This window comes from Cytobacillus spongiae (assembly GCF_021390075.1).
The window spans coordinates 3,211,796-3,233,014 of the sequence record NZ_CP089997.1; the positions used below are offsets into that span (position 1 = coordinate 3,211,796).

17 protein-coding genes and 1 other annotated feature (1 of these 18 running past the window's edge) are annotated in these 21,219 nt (G+C 37.6%); of the genes, 4 read left to right on the top strand and 13 right to left on the bottom strand.

Going from position 1 to position 21,219, the window contains the following annotated elements; translation table 11 throughout:
- Positions 1-131: 131 nt before the first annotated feature.
- From rarD to LS684_RS16245, 6 genes are all read right to left on the bottom strand, one after another.
- Positions 132-1,067 carry an EamA family transporter RarD gene (rarD, locus tag LS684_RS16220; protein WP_233807460.1) on the bottom strand — a complete coding sequence of 312 codons (936 nt, stop codon included), beginning with the start codon at positions 1,065-1,067 and terminating at the stop codon, positions 132-134.
- 559 nt (positions 1,068-1,626) lie between these two features.
- Positions 1,627-3,237 carry an amidohydrolase gene (locus LS684_RS16225; protein WP_233807462.1) on the bottom strand — a complete coding sequence of 537 codons (1,611 nt, stop codon included), beginning with the start codon at positions 3,235-3,237 and terminating at the stop codon, positions 1,627-1,629.
- Positions 3,238-3,372: 135 nt separating this feature from the next.
- A complete protein-coding gene (gene mbcS, locus LS684_RS16230; RefSeq protein WP_233807464.1) occupies positions 3,373-4,950 on the bottom strand; it encodes an acyl-CoA synthetase MbcS in 1,578 nt (525 codons plus the stop codon).
- A 259-nt stretch (positions 4,951-5,209) separates the two neighbouring features.
- Positions 5,210-5,416 carry an alpha/beta-type small acid-soluble spore protein gene (locus tag LS684_RS16235; RefSeq protein ID WP_233807466.1) on the bottom strand — a complete coding sequence of 69 codons (207 nt, stop codon included), beginning with the start codon at positions 5,414-5,416 and terminating at the stop codon, positions 5,210-5,212.
- Between the two features lie 134 nt (positions 5,417-5,550).
- Entirely contained in the window at positions 5,551-6,759 is a 1,209-nt protein-coding gene (gene thiI / locus LS684_RS16240) for a tRNA uracil 4-sulfurtransferase ThiI (RefSeq protein WP_233811687.1), read from the bottom strand.
- On the bottom strand, positions 6,759-7,901 hold the full coding sequence (locus LS684_RS16245; RefSeq protein WP_233807468.1) for a cysteine desulfurase family protein: 1,143 nt from the start codon (positions 7,899-7,901) through the stop codon (positions 6,759-6,761). The genes thiI and LS684_RS16245 overlap by 1 nt, the downstream gene beginning before the upstream one ends.
- Before the next feature lie 253 nt (positions 7,902-8,154).
- On the opposite strand from LS684_RS16245, the gene brnQ reads away from it, so the two are divergent.
- Entirely contained in the window at positions 8,155-9,495 is a 1,341-nt protein-coding gene (gene brnQ, locus LS684_RS16250) for a branched-chain amino acid transport system II carrier protein (protein ID WP_233807470.1), read from the top strand.
- Between the two features lie 401 nt (positions 9,496-9,896).
- On the opposite strand, the gene ezrA is transcribed toward brnQ, so the two are convergent.
- Positions 9,897-11,576, bottom strand: coding sequence for a septation ring formation regulator EzrA (ezrA, locus tag LS684_RS16255; RefSeq protein ID WP_233807472.1), 1,680 nt, complete (start codon positions 11,574-11,576; stop codon positions 9,897-9,899).
- Positions 11,577-11,899: 323 nt separating this feature from the next.
- On the opposite strand from ezrA, the gene hisJ reads away from it, so the two are divergent.
- Positions 11,900-12,694: a histidinol-phosphatase HisJ gene (hisJ, locus tag LS684_RS16260; RefSeq protein WP_233807474.1), complete on the top strand. Its 795-nt coding sequence runs from the start codon at positions 11,900-11,902 to the stop codon at positions 12,692-12,694.
- Between the two features lie 13 nt (positions 12,695-12,707).
- Here the strand turns inward: hisJ and refZ are convergent, their stop codons facing one another.
- The gene (refZ, locus tag LS684_RS16265) at positions 12,708-13,328 is read right to left on the bottom strand and encodes a forespore capture DNA-binding protein RefZ (RefSeq protein WP_233807476.1); all 621 of its coding nucleotides are present in this window, start codon (positions 13,326-13,328) and stop codon (positions 12,708-12,710) included.
- Between the two features lie 167 nt (positions 13,329-13,495).
- On the opposite strand from refZ, the gene LS684_RS16270 reads away from it, so the two are divergent.
- Entirely contained in the window at positions 13,496-13,975 is a 480-nt protein-coding gene (locus tag LS684_RS16270) for a GAF domain-containing protein (protein ID WP_233807478.1), read from the top strand.
- 37 nt (positions 13,976-14,012) lie between these two features.
- On the opposite strand, the gene megL is transcribed toward LS684_RS16270, so the two are convergent.
- The 3 genes from megL to LS684_RS16285 all read right to left on the bottom strand — a co-directional run bounded on the left by megL (position 14,013) and on the right by LS684_RS16285 (position 18,287).
- Positions 14,013-15,200, bottom strand: coding sequence for a methionine gamma-lyase (gene megL / locus LS684_RS16275; protein ID WP_233807480.1), 1,188 nt, complete (start codon positions 15,198-15,200; stop codon positions 14,013-14,015).
- A gap of 457 nt (positions 15,201-15,657) precedes the next feature.
- Positions 15,658-17,550: a sensor domain-containing diguanylate cyclase gene (locus LS684_RS16280; RefSeq protein WP_233807481.1), complete on the bottom strand. Its 1,893-nt coding sequence runs from the start codon at positions 17,548-17,550 to the stop codon at positions 15,658-15,660.
- 125 nt (positions 17,551-17,675) lie between these two features.
- The gene (locus tag LS684_RS16285) at positions 17,676-18,287 is read right to left on the bottom strand and encodes a hypothetical protein (protein WP_233807482.1); all 612 of its coding nucleotides are present in this window, start codon (positions 18,285-18,287) and stop codon (positions 17,676-17,678) included.
- Between the two features lie 322 nt (positions 18,288-18,609).
- Between LS684_RS16285 and rpsD the strand changes: the two genes are divergently transcribed.
- Entirely contained in the window at positions 18,610-19,212 is a 603-nt protein-coding gene (gene rpsD / locus LS684_RS16290) for a 30S ribosomal protein S4 (RefSeq protein WP_233807483.1), read from the top strand.
- Positions 19,213-19,515: 303 nt separating this feature from the next.
- On the opposite strand, the gene LS684_RS16295 is transcribed toward rpsD, so the two are convergent.
- Positions 19,516-19,653 (bottom strand): hypothetical protein, encoded by a 138-nt coding sequence (locus tag LS684_RS16295; RefSeq protein ID WP_233807484.1) that lies wholly within the window; start codon positions 19,651-19,653, stop codon positions 19,516-19,518.
- Between the two features lie 68 nt (positions 19,654-19,721).
- Positions 19,722-20,981, bottom strand: a complete 1,260-nt coding sequence (tyrS, locus tag LS684_RS16300) for a tyrosine--tRNA ligase (protein ID WP_233807485.1) — start codon at positions 20,979-20,981, stop codon at positions 19,722-19,724.
- Positions 20,982-21,164: 183 nt separating this feature from the next.
- Positions 21,165-21,219, bottom strand: a binding site (T-box leader) (it continues 159 nt past the right edge of the window).

The following is a 21,219-nucleotide window of genomic DNA, read 5'->3' on the forward strand; positions in this document are numbered from 1 at the left end:
GTCTTACCTTCCGCTCCTAGCTGCTAGCCTACGTATAAAGAAGGGAAACTTACCTAGTATAAAACAACATTATTATAGGAAATAGCCAAAACAAAAAGCGATTCGCTAGCAAGAAAGCGAATCGCTTTTTTCTACATTTCAAATCCTTTTCTTCTTTTCCACTGCAATTCCCATTTCGCAAACAGTTTCGTTCGCGAAATCGAATATATCGTAAGCGCTAGCCAAATAAACATAAAGGATAGGAGATGAACGGAGGAGAATTCTTCTCCGTAGACAAATACACCTAATATTAAAGTTAATGTTGGTGCGATATACTGCAGGAACCCTAGCATGGATAAAGGTATTATCTGTGCCCCTTTGGCAAAATAAAGAAGGGGAATCGCAGTGGCAGCACCTGCTCCAACCAATAATAGATCTGAATTTATTGTGCTTGCTAAGAAGGCATGGTCCCCTCGCAGGAAGAGCACGATCATATAGCCTAGAGCAACTGGAGTAACAACCATTGTTTCTAATGTTAAGCCAATCGCAGAATCGACTTTAATTAATTTTTTTGCTAACCCATATAAACCAAAAGAAAACGCGAGTGCCAGAGCAATCCATGGGAATTGTCCGTATGATAGCGTCAAGATTAGGACTCCAGCTGTTGCAAATCCAAAAGAAATATACTGTGCAGTTGTCAGCTTTTCTTTTAAAACGAGCATTCCTAAAAGAACACTTACAAGTGGGTTAATATAATATCCTAAGCTTGCTTCTACCATTTGATTGCTATTAACAGCAAAAATATAGATAAACCAATTACTTGTCACTAATAGCGAAGCAATTGTTAGTGCTGCAAGCTGCTTCTTCCGCTCTTTGAGCTGTTTCAGTGTTTGAAAAAACACCCCCATCTTCTTAGTTGAAAACAAAACAATCAACATAAAGATAAATGACCAGAACACACGATTTGCTAATATTTCATCCGCTTCAACGTGTCCAAGCCATTTCCAATAGATCGGTAACAGTCCCCAAATAAAATAGGCAAACCCAGCAGACAACGCACCTAGCCGAATCTCATTTTTTTCATTCATGTCTTTTCCCCAATTCTTTCTGTTTTCGAAATAATTTCATTATAATAGGGAATCAATCATGCCGCCATATATTTATTTTAAAGTGACAAATTCAGCTATTAATCGAGCCAGAACAAAGGTCAGACGATTTGGCATACTAGTGCCAGCTCATTTCCAAGGGCTATGAGCTGGAGGTAGAAGCGCATATCAATAATTGATAAATTTTATACCTTCCGAAGCAATAAAAAAGATAAGCTGGGACATACGTATTTCAGTCAATGGTATATCCGAACGATCAGGAGTGATCTCCTTTTACTAGTTTGGGTTTTTGTTTATTCGGAAAACAATTTTTTTAATATAGTGGAATGGAGCGGAAGACACCCGACTACTTAGGGAAATAGAGGAAAGGCTAAGACACCAAAGCGCAGCGAGGAGGCTCAGATTCCTCCCCGCGAAAAGCGAGTGTCTGCAGTGCAGATGGAACGAACTTGTTTTTACAACCTAACTATTTGAATAAAGTCATTGTTCGTCTTTGAGAAAGAGTCATTTAGTTATGCCCCAGCCTCACAGGATTAGAAGTTTATTGATTCAATATTTCCCTTTCAAATACAGTTGTTCCACCAATTACAGTTTGATTGACCTTTATTTGCGGAATTAGCTCTTCTTTTATCTGGAAAATATCTTGATCTAATATCGTAAAATCAGCCAAAAAACCAGGTTGTATAAGTCCTCTATCATGCTCGTGGCAAATCGCATATGCACTGCCCTTTGTAAATAAGGAGGTGGCTTCATATATAGATAATGCTTCTTCAGGTTTATAAATGATTTGATCAGGATCATCCAAGTTTGATCTCGTTACAGCAGCATGTATACCTAATAGAGGGTCTAGAGGTTCAATAGGTGCGTCAGATCCCCCAGCACACGGAATCCCCTCATTTAACAGCGTCCTCCAAGCATAACAATAGGTCATATTCTCTTCTCCCACTCGATCAATGACCCAAGGAAAATCGGCAGCTAAAAACCGTGGCTGAATATCTAGAATAAGCGGAAGTTTTTTAGCACGATCAATCAGTTCTTTTCTTAATATTTGAGCATGAATAAGGCGGTCTCTACCTGGACCATTTAACGGATGATCTTCAATTGAGGTTAGGGCCATTTCAAAGGCTAAGTCCCCGATTGTATGAATCGCAACGGGCATCCCTATAGTTCTTGCATTTTGAATAAGATCGTCTAACTGCTTTTGTGTAAAAATGGCTACTCCATTTGTTGAAGGATCATCGTTATAAGGATGACTTAAAAGGGCTGTTCTTCCTCCTAATGCTCCATCTGCAAAAATCTTGATTGCACCAAACTCAATCCATTCTGAACCTGATTGATAGGCTCCTCCTGATTTCGTAAAATCCTTCGATACCCCATGATGAACAAGCAAGTGTGCTCGAAATTTGTAGCCTTCCCCCTCAATTACCTCCTTAAAGGTGTTGTAAGTCTGTTCAAAGCCTCCATAGTAATTTAAGTCTTCAGAATGAGCACCCGTTAAGCCTAGCTCATAAGCATTTTGAATAGCAGCTCGCAAAGCGGTTTTTAAATACTCAGCAGACACTCCAGGAACTACGGACAACAATAGCTCTTGTGCTTGGTCCTTTAACAGCCCACTTAAGCTTCCATCTTCGTACGTTTCAATTACACCACCTGGAGGACTCACTACCTCATTTGTAATACCCGCTAGCTCTAAAGCATATGTATTAGCAACTATGGCATGACGACACACTCGCTTCAATAATACGGGATGGTCCTTTACTACTTGATCTAGCTCCTTTCTAGTGATAGGTACTGGTTCGTCCCAAAGATTTTCATTCCACCCCTCACCTATAATCCACTCTCCTTTCGGAAAAGTAGAAGCATACTTCTCTACTGCATCTAGTGCCTCATGTTTTGAAGTCATTTGCGACAAATCAAGCCGAATTAATTTTTCGCCGTGGCCAATTAGGTGCAAGTGACTATCTACAAAGCCAGGAATCATTGTATTACCTTTTAGGTCTCTCTTTTCGGTAATGATCGTAGGATATTTTCTCTCTAGCTCTTCGACCGTCCCAACGTCGATAATTTTTTGCTCTTCTGATAGCACCGCTTCTACATGGTGACCTTCATACTGTAAGGTGTAAATAGTTCCTCCAAACCATAATGTTCCCATTCCACTTACTCCTTTTAAACGATTGATTTCACTCAGTATAACAAATGCAAAGCCTCTTTACCTGTTAAAGCCTTACAAGAAATAGCTAGTAACAGAACAAATGCAGGCTCAGGTGCCTGCATTTGTTTATAGTCCTTATTTTTGCTTTGCCATTTCCATTTTTCTTAACTCTATGCGTCTAATTTTACCAGACGTTGTTTTCGGTAATTCCTCTACAAATTCAATTTTTCTAGGATATTTATATGGAGCCGTTAGCTCTTTCACATGCTCTTGAATGTTCTTTATAAGATCTTGGTCAACGTTAACATCGTCTCGTAAAACGATGAAGGCTTTTACAACGAAGCCTCTTATTTCATCAGGACTACCAACAACTGCACATTCTTTAACGGCAGAATGTTTTACAAGCGCATCTTCAACTTCGAATGGCCCAATCGTATAACCAGAGCTTATGATAATGTCATCTCCACGTCCCTCAAACCAAAAATAACCTTCTTCGTCCTTCTTCGCTTTATCACCAGTAATATAATAGTCACCACGGAACTGCATAGCCGTTCTCTCTGGATCTTTATAATAGTTTTTAAATAAGGCTGGGGTTTCTACGTGAACAGCAATATCGCCGACTTCGCCGACTTTACAAGGCTTTCCATCTTCATCTATTATTTCAACACGATTGCCTGGAGTAGGTTTCCCCATCGAGCCTGCTTTTAGCTCCATTCCTTTTGTAACCCCAACGAGTAACGTATTTTCTGTTTGACCATATCCATCTCTAACATCCACCTGGAAATGTTTCTTAAATACATCAATCACTTCCCTATTTAATGGCTCTCCAGCAGATACAGCACTATGCAGATTCGGCAGGTGATATTCATGAATATGATCTACCTTTGCCATCAAGCGGTATTCTGTAGGAGTGCAGCACAGGACGTTCACATTGTATTTTTGCAGGAGCTGTAGATATTTTTCTGGTTCAAATTTCCCTTGATATACAAAACCTGTTGCACCTGATCCAAGAACAGATAGGAAAGGACTCCAAATCCATTTTTGCCAACCAGGACCTGCTGTTGCCCAGACCGTATCCCCTTCTTCAATACATAGCCAATTCGGAGCAGCAGTTCGTAGATGAGCGTAAGCCCATCCATGAGTGTGTACAACTCCTTTTGGATTACCAGTCGTTCCTGATGTATACGAAAGAAAAGCCATAGCCTCACTGTCAGTATCCGCAACTTCCATTATATCCGAGACGGTTTTCATTTCTTCATCTAGATGAAGCCAGCCGTCAGCTGCTTCTCCTATAACAAACTTTGGAAGGGCATCTATCTCACTTACTTGTTCAAATTGATTGACATAAGGAGCATAGCTAATAACACCTTTTACATCTCCATGAGTAATCCGATATTGAAGATCTTTCGTTCGAAGCATCTCTGAACTTGGAATGACAACTAGTCCCGCTTTAAGTGCAGCTAAATATACTTGATATGCTTCAATAAGACGAGGGATAATAATTAGGACTACATCTCCCTTTTGAAGACCCTTATTCATGAATACGTTTCCAATACGGTTCGCATTTCTCAATAATGAAGAATATGTAATCTCTTTCGTTTCCCCCGCTTCATTTTCCCATTTAATCGCTACTTTGCTTGTATCTTTTGCGAACTTTTCCATTTCAGATACTAAGTTATAGCTTTTTGGTGCAATAAGATCTTCTCGTTTCATCTAGATTCCCCCTCGAATATGATAGATGCTTTCGGTTGTGGCTTCTAGTTGTTCATATAATTATTATACTAAATTATCCAAAAATTTTAAATTGTTTATTTTTATTGTTTTTTATTTTATTTCCATATTCGTTCCTTTTTCCTTGTTACATCCCGGTCTCTTCATTCTGGCTGGTTAAATATTGTACGAAATTATTATTCATTCAAAAGAAAAAGGGTGGGAAAATTCCCACCCTTATAGCCATTTTTATATAGTTTTTTTAGTACTGTTGCATTCCGCCCATTTGTTGTTGAGCTAATGAAACTAAACGCTTAGTGATCTCACCACCAACTGAACCGTTAGCACGAGAAGTAGTTTCTCCACCAAGATTTACGCCAAACTCGTTAGCGATTTCATATTTCATTTGGTCGATAGCTTGTTGAGCACCTGCAACTAAAATTTGATTTGAGCTGTTGTTGTTTGCCATGTGATATCACCTCCTTGTGAGTATATAATGTGTAGACCTCACAAGGTTCATGCAAAAATCAAAATGGTAATTGTTCACAGCCTTTTTATTTATTGAGCATGCACTTACACGTAGCAGTCAATCGACAGCATCACTTAAAATAAATCTGTTAATTCATTTGCTTTCTTTGATTGATAAGCATCAATAATTAATGTTTCTACCCCTTCAACTGCCTTTTGAATGTAAGGTTCGAAATCAACATAGCTTTCAAAATGTCGAACTTTGTCCCGTTTCGGTTTTGTTTTTGGAGAAGCTGGGACAAATACCGTACAGCAATCCTCAAAAGGACGTATGGAAATATCATGCGTATCAATTTCTTGTGCAATTTCAATGATATCAGACTTATCCATTGTAATCAGTGGTCGGAGAATTGGTGTGTTCGTTACATCATTGATGGCGTACATACTCTCAAGGGTTTGACTAGCTACCTGACCCAGACTTTCCCCTGTAACAATTGCCAGACCTTCATTTTTTTCTCTAATTGCGTCTGTTATCCGTAGCATCATACGTCTAGTAGTTGTCATTGTATAATTTTCTGGAACCTGTTTATGAACCAGCTGTTGAACCTCTGTAAAAGGGACAATGTGGAGGACAATTGAACCTACCATACCAGCAAGCTTTTCCGCTAAGTCAATTACCTTTTGTTTTGAGCGTTCACTAGTGAATGGAGGACTGTAAAAATGTACGGCTTCAACCGCAACTCCACGTTTCATAGCTAAATATCCTGCTACAGGGCTATCAATTCCTCCAGATAACATCAGCATCGCCTTTCCACTTGAACCTACTGGTAATCCCCCTGCTCCAGGAATTGTCTCACAAGATAAATAGACTGCTTCTTTTCTCACTTCAACAGATAGATTTATGTCCGGTTTTTTCACATCTACCTTCAAGTTCGGTACATTTTGAAGCAAATGGGAACCAAGTGTATAATTGATCTCTCCTGTATCAAGATGGTAGTCTTTATCTGCTCTTTTTGCAGTAATTTTAAATGTATTTCCTTCATGATATACCTTTTGAAAAAGACTTAGCGCCGCTTCCTTTACGCTGTCAATTTCTTTAGCTACTTTAACGGCAGGGCTAAAGGATTGAATACCAAATATCCCCTTTAACCTTTCCACAATTGCATGTCCGTTTTCTCCATTTAGTAGCACGTACATCCGATCACGTTGGCCATCAACTTTTGCTTGTGGAAAATCCGCGATTGCTTTTATGATGCTTCGTCTAAGCTTATCGACAAACAGTTTTCGATTTCTTCCTTTTGTAGAGATTTCTCCGTAGCGGATTAATATACGATCATACTTCATCATTTCATTACCTTTCTTAACTCGGTTATTTTTTCTTTCATTACATTTAGAGCTGTCTCAGCTTCTATCATCGTATTTTCAAAAGAAAAACTCATTCGAATCGCACTTTGAGCTAGTTCATGCGGGACTCCCATTGAGAGAAGTGACTGGCTTGTTGCACTCTTTTTCGAAGAACAAGCACTAGTCGTCGACACATATACTTTGTTTTCTTCAAGAGCATGAACGAATACTTCTGATTTAAACCCTTTAACCGAAAAATTTAGTATATGTGGTGCAGCCTGACTCTTTGGTGTGTGAATTACAATTTCATCTATTCTTTCTAATTCATCCCTAATATATTGTTTAATTTGTTCCAACTTTGTTAATTCTAATTCTCTTTTTTCCAGTGTCAACCTTAAAGCTTTAGCCATCGAAACCATACCAGCTACATTTTCTGTACCACTTCTAAGCTTTAGCTCTTGGTTTCCTCCGGTCATTATTGGAGATAAAGCAGTGCCTTCTCTTATATATAAGGCACCAGTTCCTTTTAATCCATGAAATTTATGTGCGGAAATGGAGCAAAGATCAACATGAGCTTCTTTGAAGTTTAATGGAACCTTTCCGATTCCTTGGACATGGTCAACATGGAAAAGAATCTTTGGATATTTTTGCAGGATTTCTCCAATTTCTTGTATCGGTTGAATCGTACCAACCTCATTATTTACATGTATCAAGGATACTAAAATGGTATCTTCCTCTATTAAAGCTTCTAAATTCTTAGGATCAATTCGCCCATTTGAATCGACCGGAACATACGTTATTCGAAAACCAAGCTCAGCCAATTGTTCCATTGATTGTCTGACAGACGCGTGCTCAACGGAGGATGTAAGAATATGTCTACCTCTACCTTTATGTTGAAGTGCTGCCCCTTTAATCGCTAAATTATTGCTTTCTGTTCCACCTGAAGTAAAATATATTTCATTCGATCTTACTTGGAGTAATTGTGCCATTTGCATGCGTGCTTGAGTTAACAATCTCTCTGCTTGACCACCAATTTCATGCAGTGATGATGGGTTTCCAAAGTAATCAGATGCGACTTTTAAAAATGAATCTAATACTTCCGTATATGGTTTGGTTGTTGCACTATTATCAAAATAAATCATTTCTTATCCCTCCGTATTTACCCATTTTGCTAGCTATAAATATTATCATAAATTACTTGATTTTAATATGTTTAACTTATACAAATCCTCTTATAATAACCTTAAATAACACCATTATCACAGTGGATTTTTACATTATAACTATATTAGAATATTGAAAATTTCGACTTTTAAAAAATTCGACAATTTTTTTAACATCTGTGGTAATATGTTAAATGTTCTAAACATTTTGATTTACACCAGGGGGATAAATATGGTAAAGAAAAATCTACAAGGAAAAGAAATATTAGCCATCGGACTAATGCTCTTTGCTCTATTTTTAGGTGCTGGGAACATGATCTTCCCACCATTCTTAGGTCAAGAGGCTGGACATAATGTATGGATTGCTGTAATTGGATTCTTAATTACAGGCGTAGGGCTTCCGTTATTAGGGGTAATTGCGATTGCAAGAAACGGTGACTTACAGACACTAGCAAGTCGAGTTCATCCTGTATATGGAGTTATTTTTACGATTATTATGTATCTTGCTATTGGACCATTTTTCGGAATTCCAAGAACAGGGACGGTTGCTTATGAAATAGGGGTTACTCCGTTCCTTCCTGAAAACGTTTCCAAGTATGGTCTTCCGTTATTCCTATATACGATTGTATTCTTTGGAATAACCATCTGGCTTTCCATGAATCCATCGAAACTTGTAGACCGAATTGGCAAAATATTCACACCTGCTTTATTAATTATTTTAACTGTATTAGTAGTAAAAAGCTTTATTACTCCTATGGGAGAAACTCAAGCTCCTAAAGGTGAGTATATAGATGGGGCATTCTTTAAAGGATTCATTGAAGGTTATTTAACAATGGACACCATTGCAGCACTTGTTTTCGGAATTGTTGTAATTAGTGCCATTCAGGATCGTGGAATTACGAGCAAATCAGTAATTACAAAAGCGTGTATATACGCTGGGGTTATCGCTGCAGCAGGATTAGCTCTTGTGTACCTCTCGCTTGCATTCATTGGAGCGACTGGGTTTGATTCGATTGGTGAGCATGCAAATGGAGGAGCTCTTTTATCGGCTGCTGCTAATTTCCTATACGGATCTTCTGGTGCTGTTATTTTAGGGCTTGCTATTACTTTTGCATGTTTAACTACATCTGTTGGACTTGTTTCATCTTGTGCACAGTATTTCTCTAAATTAATTCCAGCATTGTCATATAAAAAGATTGTAGTAATTTTATCTATTTTCAGTATGGTAATTGCAAATGTAGGGTTAACTCAATTAATTACGGTTTCTCTACCAATCTTAATTATGATCTATCCATTAGCAATTGTGTTGATTCTAGTATCATTCTTCCATAATCAATTCGGAGGATATTCAGTTGTTTATATTGGAGCATTAATTCCAACTGGAATTATTAGCTTCATTGATGGATTAAAAGTAGCAGGGGTTAATGTAGAGGCGGTCACAAATGCGCTAAATTTCTTACCATTATTCGATAAGGGGATTGGCTGGATTGTACCTGCTTTACTTGGAGCGCTCATTGGATATGTGATCGCATCTGCATTTGGTTTTGCAAAAAAGCCAGTTGAGATTAATTAGAACAAAATCCATTTGAAAGAAACGAAATCGAAAGACAGTAGACAAACTTGAACGTATCAGTTTGTCTACTGTCTTTTTTATGAGAATGTTCGTAATAACAACACGAAGGTCGGGTCATTTCCTAAAAGGTACTCGATTTCTACCCCAATCAATAGTAGCACCCCACACTTTATGTGAACAAAAACTTAGTGTGACTTGGTCAGTTTTGGGCAAGCATACGCCAATTTAGAATAGAAGCAGTTCTTTTCCTTCATTCTTAATTGGCTTATGATCTCGAAGCGCTTAGCCACAAATAATTAATTGTTCCTTTCTAAAGAAAAAAAATGGGTTCGGAATAAGATTACTCCGAACCCATTTGTCGACTATCTGTAATTGAAAAACGGCTATTCCAATCAAATATATCAAAGCATCGACTCTATTTTCTTTAGCGCTCCAGGCTCTACTTGTTCAATCGCACTTGCTGCTTGTTCTAGAGCTGTATGATAATCATAACTTCTAAATGCTTGCTCTGCTTCTCTTAAGCCTTCATCAATACTCGTATATTTGCTACGGTAACGATTTCCGTATTGAATCAATTTTTCAGCTAGAACTACATTTTCAATCATTTCCGTTGTTAGGGTGACTACTTTTTCTACCGTCATCTCTGCGATTTCTAAATATTTTTGAACCGATGGGATGTCGATTGGCTTTTCATCAAGACGTGCTTTTACGTTTTGAATACTTTCCCTTGCATCATCCATCAAATACTTATAATCTTTTGGAAGTCCAGGTATATTACTTTTTGACACAAGTCGGATCGTTTCAGTAATCTGCTTTGAAAGATCTTGAATGGATTCTCGAGCCGTAAGCTCATCCTTTCTTAACGCTTGCAGTTTCTCAGAAAGATTCATTTGCTCATTTTGAATCGTTTGAATCTCTCCTTCAATTTCTTGTAACTCTTCACTTAGAAGCGTATGAGCAGAGCCTTCATTCACAACCTTGTGCTGCAACAGTTCAAACCTTTTCGAAAGCTGTGTAATCTTTTTATCTAGTTGCTTTTGACCTTCTAGTTCACTGTCAGGCAAATGATACCCTTGTTGAACGTCATAGATCTCATGTTTTAGCTTTTCATTTTCCACTTTCGTTAAGTGAAGATTGGATATCGCTTGCTCCTCATGCTTGTTAACATAGTGTTTAGCATGAACTTCTTTCTCAAGTAGGTCATAGAGTAATTCGACACTTTCTTTGATGTCTTCTAACCCTTTGCTAACATCATCGAGTATCGCCTTTTCCACATAGTCCAGATATGTGGAAAGCTCTTTCTCTAATTGTTCGATCTCTTTTTCTAGTTGTATGTGGTCTAATAGATAGCCTTGGTCTAGCATTTCCCGATAGCCATCTTTCAGCTCATTAATTTGATTTGGAATTTTCGATTGGCATTCCACTAAAAATTCTGGAATGGTATCCATTTTGTCTTCAATTTTCCCAAGAAGCTCCTGAATAGAGAAAACAATTTCTCTCGCCTCTAAATAATTTCCATTCGCTGTATGATCCTCGAAAGCTTGAAATTTAGTCGCAACTTGCTCTAACTCCGCCTCAATCCTTGCTTCTGCTTTTCCAAAGGAATGACGATGGGCAAGCAAGGTCTTTTTCAACTCTCGATAAGCTTCTTTCAGCTCTTCAATTTCAGTGCGGTTTTTTTCTTCACTTCCGACTAACTCATTCAGTTCTAGTATGATATTTTTTATTTTCTCTTCCGTTTCGGTTAACTGTTTTTCTAAAGCAAGCTGAACTTGCTTTGCTTTAGAAAAACGATATTTATCAATACACTCTTCAGCATCAAATAGGAGCTCTTCAAGGTCTGGTAATTGCACGGTTACAATTTCGTCCCATTCATTTCGCCAGCGCTCAAATAGTTCCTCTGTTTGTCCAGTCATATTTAGCTGCTTGACCTTTGACATTTCATCGAGTACTGGACGATTGGTAATATCGATCTTCCAAGCTTCTAATCGATCTATTTCTTTATAGTGTTTCTTCTTTAGTACATATCCTGTTAGAAACAAGACTATGAGTAAAGCAATTCCTGCAATTATGTATTCCATCGTAAGCCCCCTGTTCAAAAACCGAGCTGAATTTATTTTATTATGAAAAGGCTCTGTTAAATTTCTCATAAGTTTCTCGATTAGTTATTCAATATCAGTAGAAATTTCCCTTTCACTGGCATCGTTCCTAATCAACTTCTATGTATTAACTCTGCCTATACAAAAAACGTTTAAAATGTTCTTTTCAATGTATTTATGATACCATGTAAACGACATTTTTTGACTATTAAATTCAATATTTTTATAGAAATAATTGAAAAATAACGTTTTGTATGTCTTTGTACCTAAAATATCTATAACGCTTTAATTTGGAGGTGTTTTCATTGATTAGAGATGGACATATTCATACTCCCTATTGTCCACACGGAACAAAAGACTCTTTTTACCAATATGTCGAAAGAGCCATTGAGCTTGGTTATAAGGAAATATCTTTTACTGAACATGCCCCCCTTCCAAACGGGTTTATCGACACAACTCCAAGTAAAGATAGCTGCATGGATTCATCTCAACTTGAAGCTTATTTTGCTGATATTAATGAACTGAAAACTGAATATGGGAATACGATTAAGATAAATGCAGGCCTCGAAGTAGATTATATTGAAGGGTTTGAAGAAGAAACGAAGAAAATCCTTGATTTAGTAGGTTCTCGATTAGATGATTCCATTCTTTCCGTCCATTTTTTAAAGTACGATGAAAAATATGATTGCTTAGATTATAGCCCAGATCAATTTGAAGCCATGGTAAAGAGGTATGGTTCCATTCATCAGGTTTATCAGAGATACTTCGAAACCGTCTTATTGTCTATACAATCCGATTTAGGAACGTTCAAACCAAAAAGAATTGGTCACATGACGTTAGTTAGAAAATTCCAAAAAAAATTCCCTATAGAGGATCGTTTCAACAACGAGATGATGGCTATTCTTGGAGCTGTCAAAATGTACGGTTATGAGCTTGATTATAATGGAGCAGGCATTGCAAAACCGCTATGCAAAGAGCCATATCCTCCTAATGATATTATCGAAAAAGCCATCCAATTAGGGATTCCTATTATTTATGGTTCAGATGCACACCAAGCAAAAGAATTAAACCAAGGCAAACAATTGTTATTTAATCAATGATAAAGGTCTTAGCTTATATTAAAATAGATTGATTTTGAACTTGATTGATTTGCTCAAACCAATCCTGTAGCTCTTGTAAATACTTGTCAACAAAATAACGTTCACTTGGGAAAATATAAAGAACCTCGGTCATATATTGGGCATTAAGAAATGGCATGGATAGAAGACTCTTTAGTTGCAAAATCACATAATTAATTGATAATTTCTTAAATTCACCCGTCTGCATTCCATGCTCAAATACCTTTCGTAAATAATAACGTTCTTTTACAAAGTAAGTAGACATAATTTCGCGAACGATTTGAGAATCTAAAGACATTTCGCGAAGGATAAATCTTGTGAGTTGAAGATGATCACATTGATAGACTAAAATATTCTCAACAATCCGATGCAGCGTGAAGGTTGCTCCTTTGTCTAAAAAGGATATTCCATCCTCAATAGCTTTTATATAGCTCTCGTAAAAGGTGGTTAAGCAATATTCAAGCAGGCCGTTCTTATTCTGAAAATAATAAGCTATATTAGCAATATTAACATTTGCCTTTGAAGCAATATCTCGGATTGAGGTACCATTGAATCCCTTTGTATTAAACAGGGAAATCGCCGCTTCAACAATAGCTTCCTTTGCGTTTTTTCTCATGGACATCGCCTCCTTATTTGCTTCTTCTTTCATGGAAAGCAAGCGTATGAATTAAGCTTCTTTGCTTGGGGACGATTTTCCTTTATAAAAATATCGACAAAGTCTCTACTTTTTCTGCTCTATTTGCTAGGATTTATGAAAATTATACATTATTAGGGGGAATTATCTTGTTTCAAGTCGAATCATACAACCAATCTCGAGAAAAAAATTATGAATTAGTCATTAAACAGATCAAGGCCTTATTAGAAGGGGAATCCAATCAAATTGCAAATCTAAGCAATGCTTCTGCATTATTAAACCAGTTCCTAGATCGCGTCAATTGGGTAGGTTTTTACTTGATGGAAGATAGCGAGCTCGTTCTTGGTCCATTTCAAGGATTGCCAGCTTGTGTAAGAATTCCATTAGGTAGAGGTGTTTGTGGAACTTCTGCAAAAGAACAGAAAACCATTCGTGTTGAGGATGTTCATCAATTCCCTGGGCACATTGCTTGTGATGCAGCCTCCCAATCGGAGATTGTCATTCCACTGATAAAAGATGGCGTCCTTCTTGGAGTGTTAGACATTGACTCACCTGAAAAGAATCGGTTTGATGAACTAGATCAACAAAAGCTAGAGGATTTTGTGAAAGCACTTGTTCCGTTCTTATAGAAAGACCTAGGCGCCTCATAGTAGAGACGCCTTTCTTTTATAGCTTATCTAAAGCGTATTTTAGATCATCTTGAATGTCCTGCCATGCCTCAAGACCGACCGATAATCTAAGTAACGTATCACTGATTCCCATCTTTTCACGTGATTCCTGTGGAACGACTGCATGGGTCATTGTGGCTGGATGTTGAATTAGCGTTTCAGCGTCTCCTAAGCTAACCGCAATTTTTACTAACTGTAGTTCGTTCATAAATTGTTGCGCCGTTTCTTTTGTCCCTTTAATGCTAAAGGATATTAGCCCGCCTGGCTGTTTCATCTGTTTCTTACAGATTTCATAATCACGATTTTTTTCATCTCCAGGGTAGTATACTTCATCAACCATTGGATGGTTTGCAAGAAATGAAACTAGTTTTTGGGCGTTATCACAATGTCGATCCATACGTACCGAGAGTGTTTTTAAGCCTCTTAATAATAGCCATGCATCAAATGGAGACATAACGCCTCCTATATCTTTTTGTGTGGTCATGGCTACTTCTTCCATAAAATCCTTCTTTCCTACTGCCATTCCTGCAATCACATCTCCATGTCCACAAATATATTTGGTTGCACTATGAATGACAACATCACATCCAATAGCTAGAGGATTTTGCAAATAAGGAGAACAGAATGTGTTGTCCACTACAACAGTAATCCCTTTTTCTTTAGCAACTTCAACGACCATTTCTAGATCTACGAGTTTCATCGTAGGGTTTATAGGTGTTTCAACATATATACACGTTGTTTCTGGACGAATTGCTTCAATAAGATCTTCTTTCGATGCCATCGCGGAGAAATCATGTGAGATATGATATTTTTCTTCCATCATTTGAAGCAATCCAAATGTACATCCATATACACCCTGTGAACAAACAATATGGTCGCCTGTTTTAGTCAAAGCGAAAAGAATAGCTGAGACTGCTGCCATTCCCGAGCCAAACGCTAATGCTGCTTCTCCTTTTTCAAGGCTAGCCATACGTTCTTCTAGCATACGTACGGTTGGATTCCCTAATCGAGAATAAATATACCCATTCTCTTCCCCTGCAAATCGTTTTTCCCCTTGTTCTGCATTGGCAAAAGTAAAAGTTGATGTTTGAAAGATTGGCGGAGTTAAGCTACCTTGGTAGTCGCTCGAAGAATAGCCTTTATGAATGACTTCCGTTTCAAATCTAAACTGTTTATTCTCTTTCATTTTTTCTCCCCCTTTGAGATAACGGCTCTGAAACTGAAATAACAGAGCAAAATTGCAAACGCTTACATCTATAGAATATGATAATTCTGAATAGATTGAAACCTATTTGTTTTACTTTATTGCAAGATTCCTCATAAACTAGCAGAAATAATGTGTAATCAAACAGATGAACAAAAGCGTTTCGCACCTTGGTTAGGCTAAAGCAAGCATACGACAGTTTAGAATAGAAGACATTCTTTGACTTCCATATTATATTTTCTTTTGACTTTGAGGGATTGGGTTTGACACTGTTGCTGGATGTCGAAGGGCTTATCAACAATTGATCTATTTAATACTCCTTCTAGAAAGTGGAGGTTTTCTTTCTAATGCAAAAAAAGAAGAGACTACACATAATAGTGTATAGTCTCTTCTTTTCCCATAGCTTACAACCGTAAGCTAATTATGCAAGTTTTATAAGTCAAGAAATGGGTGGTTCTAAATCCTTTTGGATAATTACTTTATTTTTCCCTGTTTCTTTTGCTACATATAACGCTTGGTCCGCTCGTTTAAATAATCCTAAGAACGTATCATTATCTGTTTTTTCCCAGTAAGAAACTCCACAGGATATCGTTACTCTTGGGTTAGTATGTTCTGCTACTTTCTTAACAATTCTTTTAGCAATTGTTACACCAACATCCAACGGCACCTTTGGGAGATACACTGCTAGTTCTTCTCCCCCCCACCTAGCTCCAATATCAGTTCCGCGAATACTCCCTTTAATTAACTCTGCTACTTGGATTAGAACATCGTCACCTACTTGATGTCCATATGTATCGTTGACTGATTTAAAATTATCGATATCAAGCAGGATAAATGTCCCTTGAGAATCCGCTTCCATTGAGCGATGAACTCTCTCATCTAAGAAATTTCGCGAATAGAGTTTAGTTAAATGATCCGTAACAACCATTGTTTCTAGTTCTTCACGTAGCATAGAATTTGTAAATGCTAGAGTAGAGTGATGAATTAAGGATTGTAGTAATTTAAAGGCTTCAAAGGAAAAATGATAGGGTTGTTTGTGCATGACTAATGCAAATCCCTTTAATGTACCTGTTTGAACCATCGGTACTGCCATAATCGACTTAAAGATAACTTCAGGTTGTTGATCCTTCAAGCTTAGGTCCCCTATAAAAAGAGCATCCTTTTCTTTCACAATTTTATCTCGAATATAGGACACATAGACCGTAGAGTCCTCCGTATGAAAGAAACTAGTGCTTCCTTTTATTACACTTACCTTTCTATGCTCTTGAGAAATCAAGATGAATCCTACTTCTTCTGCACCAAAAGATGAGCAAATTTGCTCTGCCATATAAGTCATTGTTTCGGTTAATCGTAAATTTGAATTTAATCGATGGGAAGTTTCATTAATCAGCTGCAAATCAGATATTAACCGTTTCGACTGCTGATATAACTGAGCGTTTTCAAGGGCACTTCCTGCCGTATTCGCAAGCAGCGTGATAAATTCAACTTCATTTTTTGGAAATACGAGCGTATTTGGAGCAATGACTTGAAGAACCCCATAAACGCCTTGCTTCCCTTTTAATGGGGCATATAAAATTGATCGTTTTTCTTGTAATGAGTCTTCAAACTGAATCGAGCCAGTTACATATGCTTGCATAGCTGAAATGTTCTCACTATCATATTCAAGATCCTTTATAGGAAGATCTCCATGATTATTGTTATCGTGGGACAACAATAGATAATAAGTGAAGGATGGGTATACTTCTTGAAGAGTGTAAATAATCTCTCCTAAAACGGCATCCATATCCATGGAGGAATGAAATTTTTCTGTCACTCGAAACAGCTGACGATACCGCTTTTCTTCCATTATGATCTTTGAAATATTTTGAGCCTTATAGACAAATACACTGCACTCTTCACTAAATTCTTTTAAAACATGATTAGGAAACTGGCTGAACGTACCTTCCTTCGTTTCCTTTAAGGCTAAACAGCCAATTAATTTATTTTCTTTTTTTAAGGGCAACACTAAATCGTATTGTTTAAAGTCTGGAAAAGCTATGGGCTTTCGTAACACACTTTGCTTCATCGTAGCGTCTGCAAGCTCTGCACACGGGGTGACAGGCATAACGAAAGAATCCATGGTTTGCTTATTTGTTGAAGCATCCATAAATAGCTGTTGCTTCCATTCATTACAACAATAAAGAGTGACCTCCTGAGCATACATTAACACTTGAATCGTCTTAAGCATCTCATTTAATAGTGTCTCATATTGTAATGAGGATTTATCTGTATCAATGATGTCAAAAAATCGGCTTTTTAACGTTAAGATCATTTGACGTTCAAGTAGTTCCATCCTATCATCACCTATTAGTCATATCGAAACATGTTTACAATTGCTTTGTTAATCCATGCTAATTTAATTACATTTTTATACCTTACCCATTATAAACTAATTCTATCTTATTTTGACATTTTTTTTCAGTTATTTTGTGAATATTCGGTATCAACTGTTGCGATTTTAACTTCGTTTTCAAAAACCAATAACCAAATCGAACCATCTGTTGCTAATGAATGAATATTCAAAGGTTGTTTATCTGACGGGATATCTATTCGTTGTCCATTATGTTCCGCAATGATGCTTCCATCCTGGAACTTTTCGCTTATTTGGCTTTTTGATGCCTTTCGATATTGACTGCTTCGATCTACAACCTCTAGCCGTTCATTAAAGTAATACCAATTAGTATTAGTTTTTGCCCAAAAACCTTCACCGCTAGTATCAGTTGCTAGTTCTTCTGGTTGGAAGTTAAGAACAGCTGACTCCTTTACATGAAATCGATATTGATTCCGCAGTTCAATATCATAGATAGCCACAACATGCTTTTGCTCTTCGTTTTGATATAGCACAACCTGTGGATAATCATTTATATTCGTACTTTGATGCAATACCAAAGCTAAATGGTTATCATCTTCCCTAGTCGTCGATTCCTGTGGACTTTGTTGACTACGATAGAGGAAAGCTGCAGCAGTGCAGCTAACAATTATGACTAGTATCAATAAGCGCAAACGCTTTTCCTTGACAGTCTCTTTCACTCAAATCACTCATTAGTTTCATTTTCTTCCTATTATATCATAGGAGGCCACTATGATATTAGAACGTTTACTCACCTATAATTATTTTTTCCTGATAATACTCTTGACTTTATCCCTATAAAAATAATATAATACTCTTTGTGTAAAATATTGCAGCCTAGTGAACGCCTTTAGGATCTCATTTTGTTCCTCAGTTAATGATGGGGTACTGTGTAACCCTCTGCTGCTAGGGCGAAGGTACATGAAAACAAAATGGTCTTAAATGATGTGGGCACAACTGTTTTTATTTTACCAAAATAAAAACATAAAGGAGGAGTCTTTCATGGCTCGTTATACTGGTCCAAGCTGGAAATTATCACGTCGTCTTGGAATCTCTCTAAGCGGTACTGGTAAAGAATTAGAAAAGCGTCCTTACGCTCCTGGACAACATGGTCCAAACCAACGCAAAAAACTTTCTGAATACGGTTTACAATTACAAGAGAAGCAAAAGCTTCGTCATATGTATGGAGTGACTGAGCGTCAATTCCGTAACTTATTTGACAGAGCTGGTAAAATGACTGGTAAACACGGTGAGAACTTCATGGTTCTTCTTGAGTCTCGTTTAGATAACGTAGTTTACCGTTTAGGATTAGCTCGTACTCGCCGTCAAGCTCGTCAGCTTGTAAACCACGGTCATATCATGGTTGATGGTGCGCGCGTTGATATCCCATCATACCGTTTAGCTGCTGGTCAAACAATTTCTTTACGTGAAAAATCACGTAACCTAGAAATCGTTAAAGAAGCTATCGAAGTAAACAACTTCGTACCTGACTTCTTAACGTTCGATGCTGATAAGCTAGAAGGTACTTTCACTCGTTTACCTGAGCGTTCAGAACTTCCAGCTGAAATTAACGAAGCTCTTATCGTTGAGTTCTACTCTCGTTAATCTTTGTAATTTGCAGGATAGAAAAACCCTTGAAATTTTTATATTTCAAGGGTTTTTTATTTATTTTATAAGTAGAATAGTTAGGGCAAGCCCCATCAAAATACTTAGATGAAATTCGTCAGATATATCATTCATGACAAGCCCCAATTGAACCATACCTTAAATAGCAACTAATCACTTTTAGACTTTTTAGGTCTAGGTAAAATGAAACCAAACAGCATGCATTTGAAGCAATAAAAAAACATTAACCCTCTAAATTATCTCCTTATGAGCGAAAAATAGTGAAGTCTGAGCGATTATTTATCAAACAGGATCGATATCCTGTCGAATTCGAGCGAAAATCGGAAAATGTGAGCGATATCCTTTAAAGTCAGAGCGAACGCTCGAAAAAGGAGCGTTCGCTCCTTTTTTAGCAAACATATCCTTCTGTCTATCTCCCATTAAAACCCTCCCATACCAATAGTAGGACCTAACAAAAAAAGCCGTCTCCTAAGAGACAGCTTATCCATTTAGTACTTTATTAAGAAGTATTTCTTCTTCCCTCTGCGAATGATTGTGAATTGACCTTCGATTCGGTCTTTATTTCCGATCATGTAGTCTAAGTCTGTAACTCTATCACCATTAATGGATACGGCTCCATTTGTTACATCTTCACGAGCTTGGCGCTTGGATGAAGAAATTTTAGACTCCACTAAGAGATCAACGATGCTGATATCTTCACCTGAGCTATGCTCATATGAAGGCACGTCTTTAAAGCCTTGCTGAATTTCAGTTGCGGTAAGGTTCTTCACATCCCCGCTGAACAGCGCTTGAGAAATTTTGATCGCTTGTTCTAATGCTGCTTCACCGTGAATTAAGCGAGTCATTTCTTCAGCTAGTGCTTTTTGCGCTTTACGTAAATGAGCTTCTTCTTTCATTGACTCTTCAAGGGCTTCGATTTGCTCACGAGTCAAGAATGTAAAGAACTTTAAGTATTTGATTACATCGGCGTCTGCTGTGTTAATCCAAAATTGGTAGAACTCATATGGTGAGGTTTTCTCAGGATCTAACCAAATGGCTCCACCTTCCGTTTTTCCAAACTTTGTTCCATCTGCTTTTGTCACTAGCGGAATGGTTAACCCGAAGGCTTTCGATTCATCAGTTGTCATTTTTCGAATCAGCTCTAAACCTGTTGTAATATTCCCCCATTGATCACTTCCACCAATTTGCATCTTACAGTTATGATCTTCGTATAATCGGAAGAAATCCATCCCTTGGAGAATTGTGTACGTAAATTCAGTAAAAGAAATCCCTGTTTCTAAACGTGAGGCGACTGTATCCTTTGCAAGCATGTAGTTAACGCCCACATGTTTCCCGTAATCACGAAGGAAGGTAACAATATCCATTGAGCCAGCCCAGTCATAGTTATTCACCATGATAGCTCCATTCTCTCCTTCAAAATCAAAGATGTGTGTTAGCTGCTTTTGAAGACCTGCTACATTATGCTGTACCATTTCAAGGGTTTGGAGCTTTCTCTCTTCACTTTTACCACTTGGGTCTCCAATGAGTCCAGTTGCCCCCCCTACTAATACGATAGGACGGTGTCCATGCTCTTGAAAGCGTCTTAATGTAAGGAACGGTAATAAATGTCCGATATGCATACTATCTGCCGTAGGATCCATTCCGCAGTATAGAGAGATTTTCTCCTTATGTAGTGTATCTTTCAATCCCTCTTCATCCGTTTGTTGGTAGATGATCCCTCTCCATTGAAGATCTTGTAATAATTCCATTGTAATTCCTCCTATATGATTGCTTCTTTCATCTGATAAATGGGGGTGTTAAACTCCATTGAAGTGGTTTGAGGATGAGATGCTTCCAAGGATGTCAACACACCTTCAACACCAAAAAATGATAGAGAATGAACAAAAAACCATTTGATAAATGAAACCAAATAAAAAACGTCCCTACATAAATGTAGGGACGCAGATATTTTGCGCGGTACCACCCAAATTGAGGAATAAATTCCTC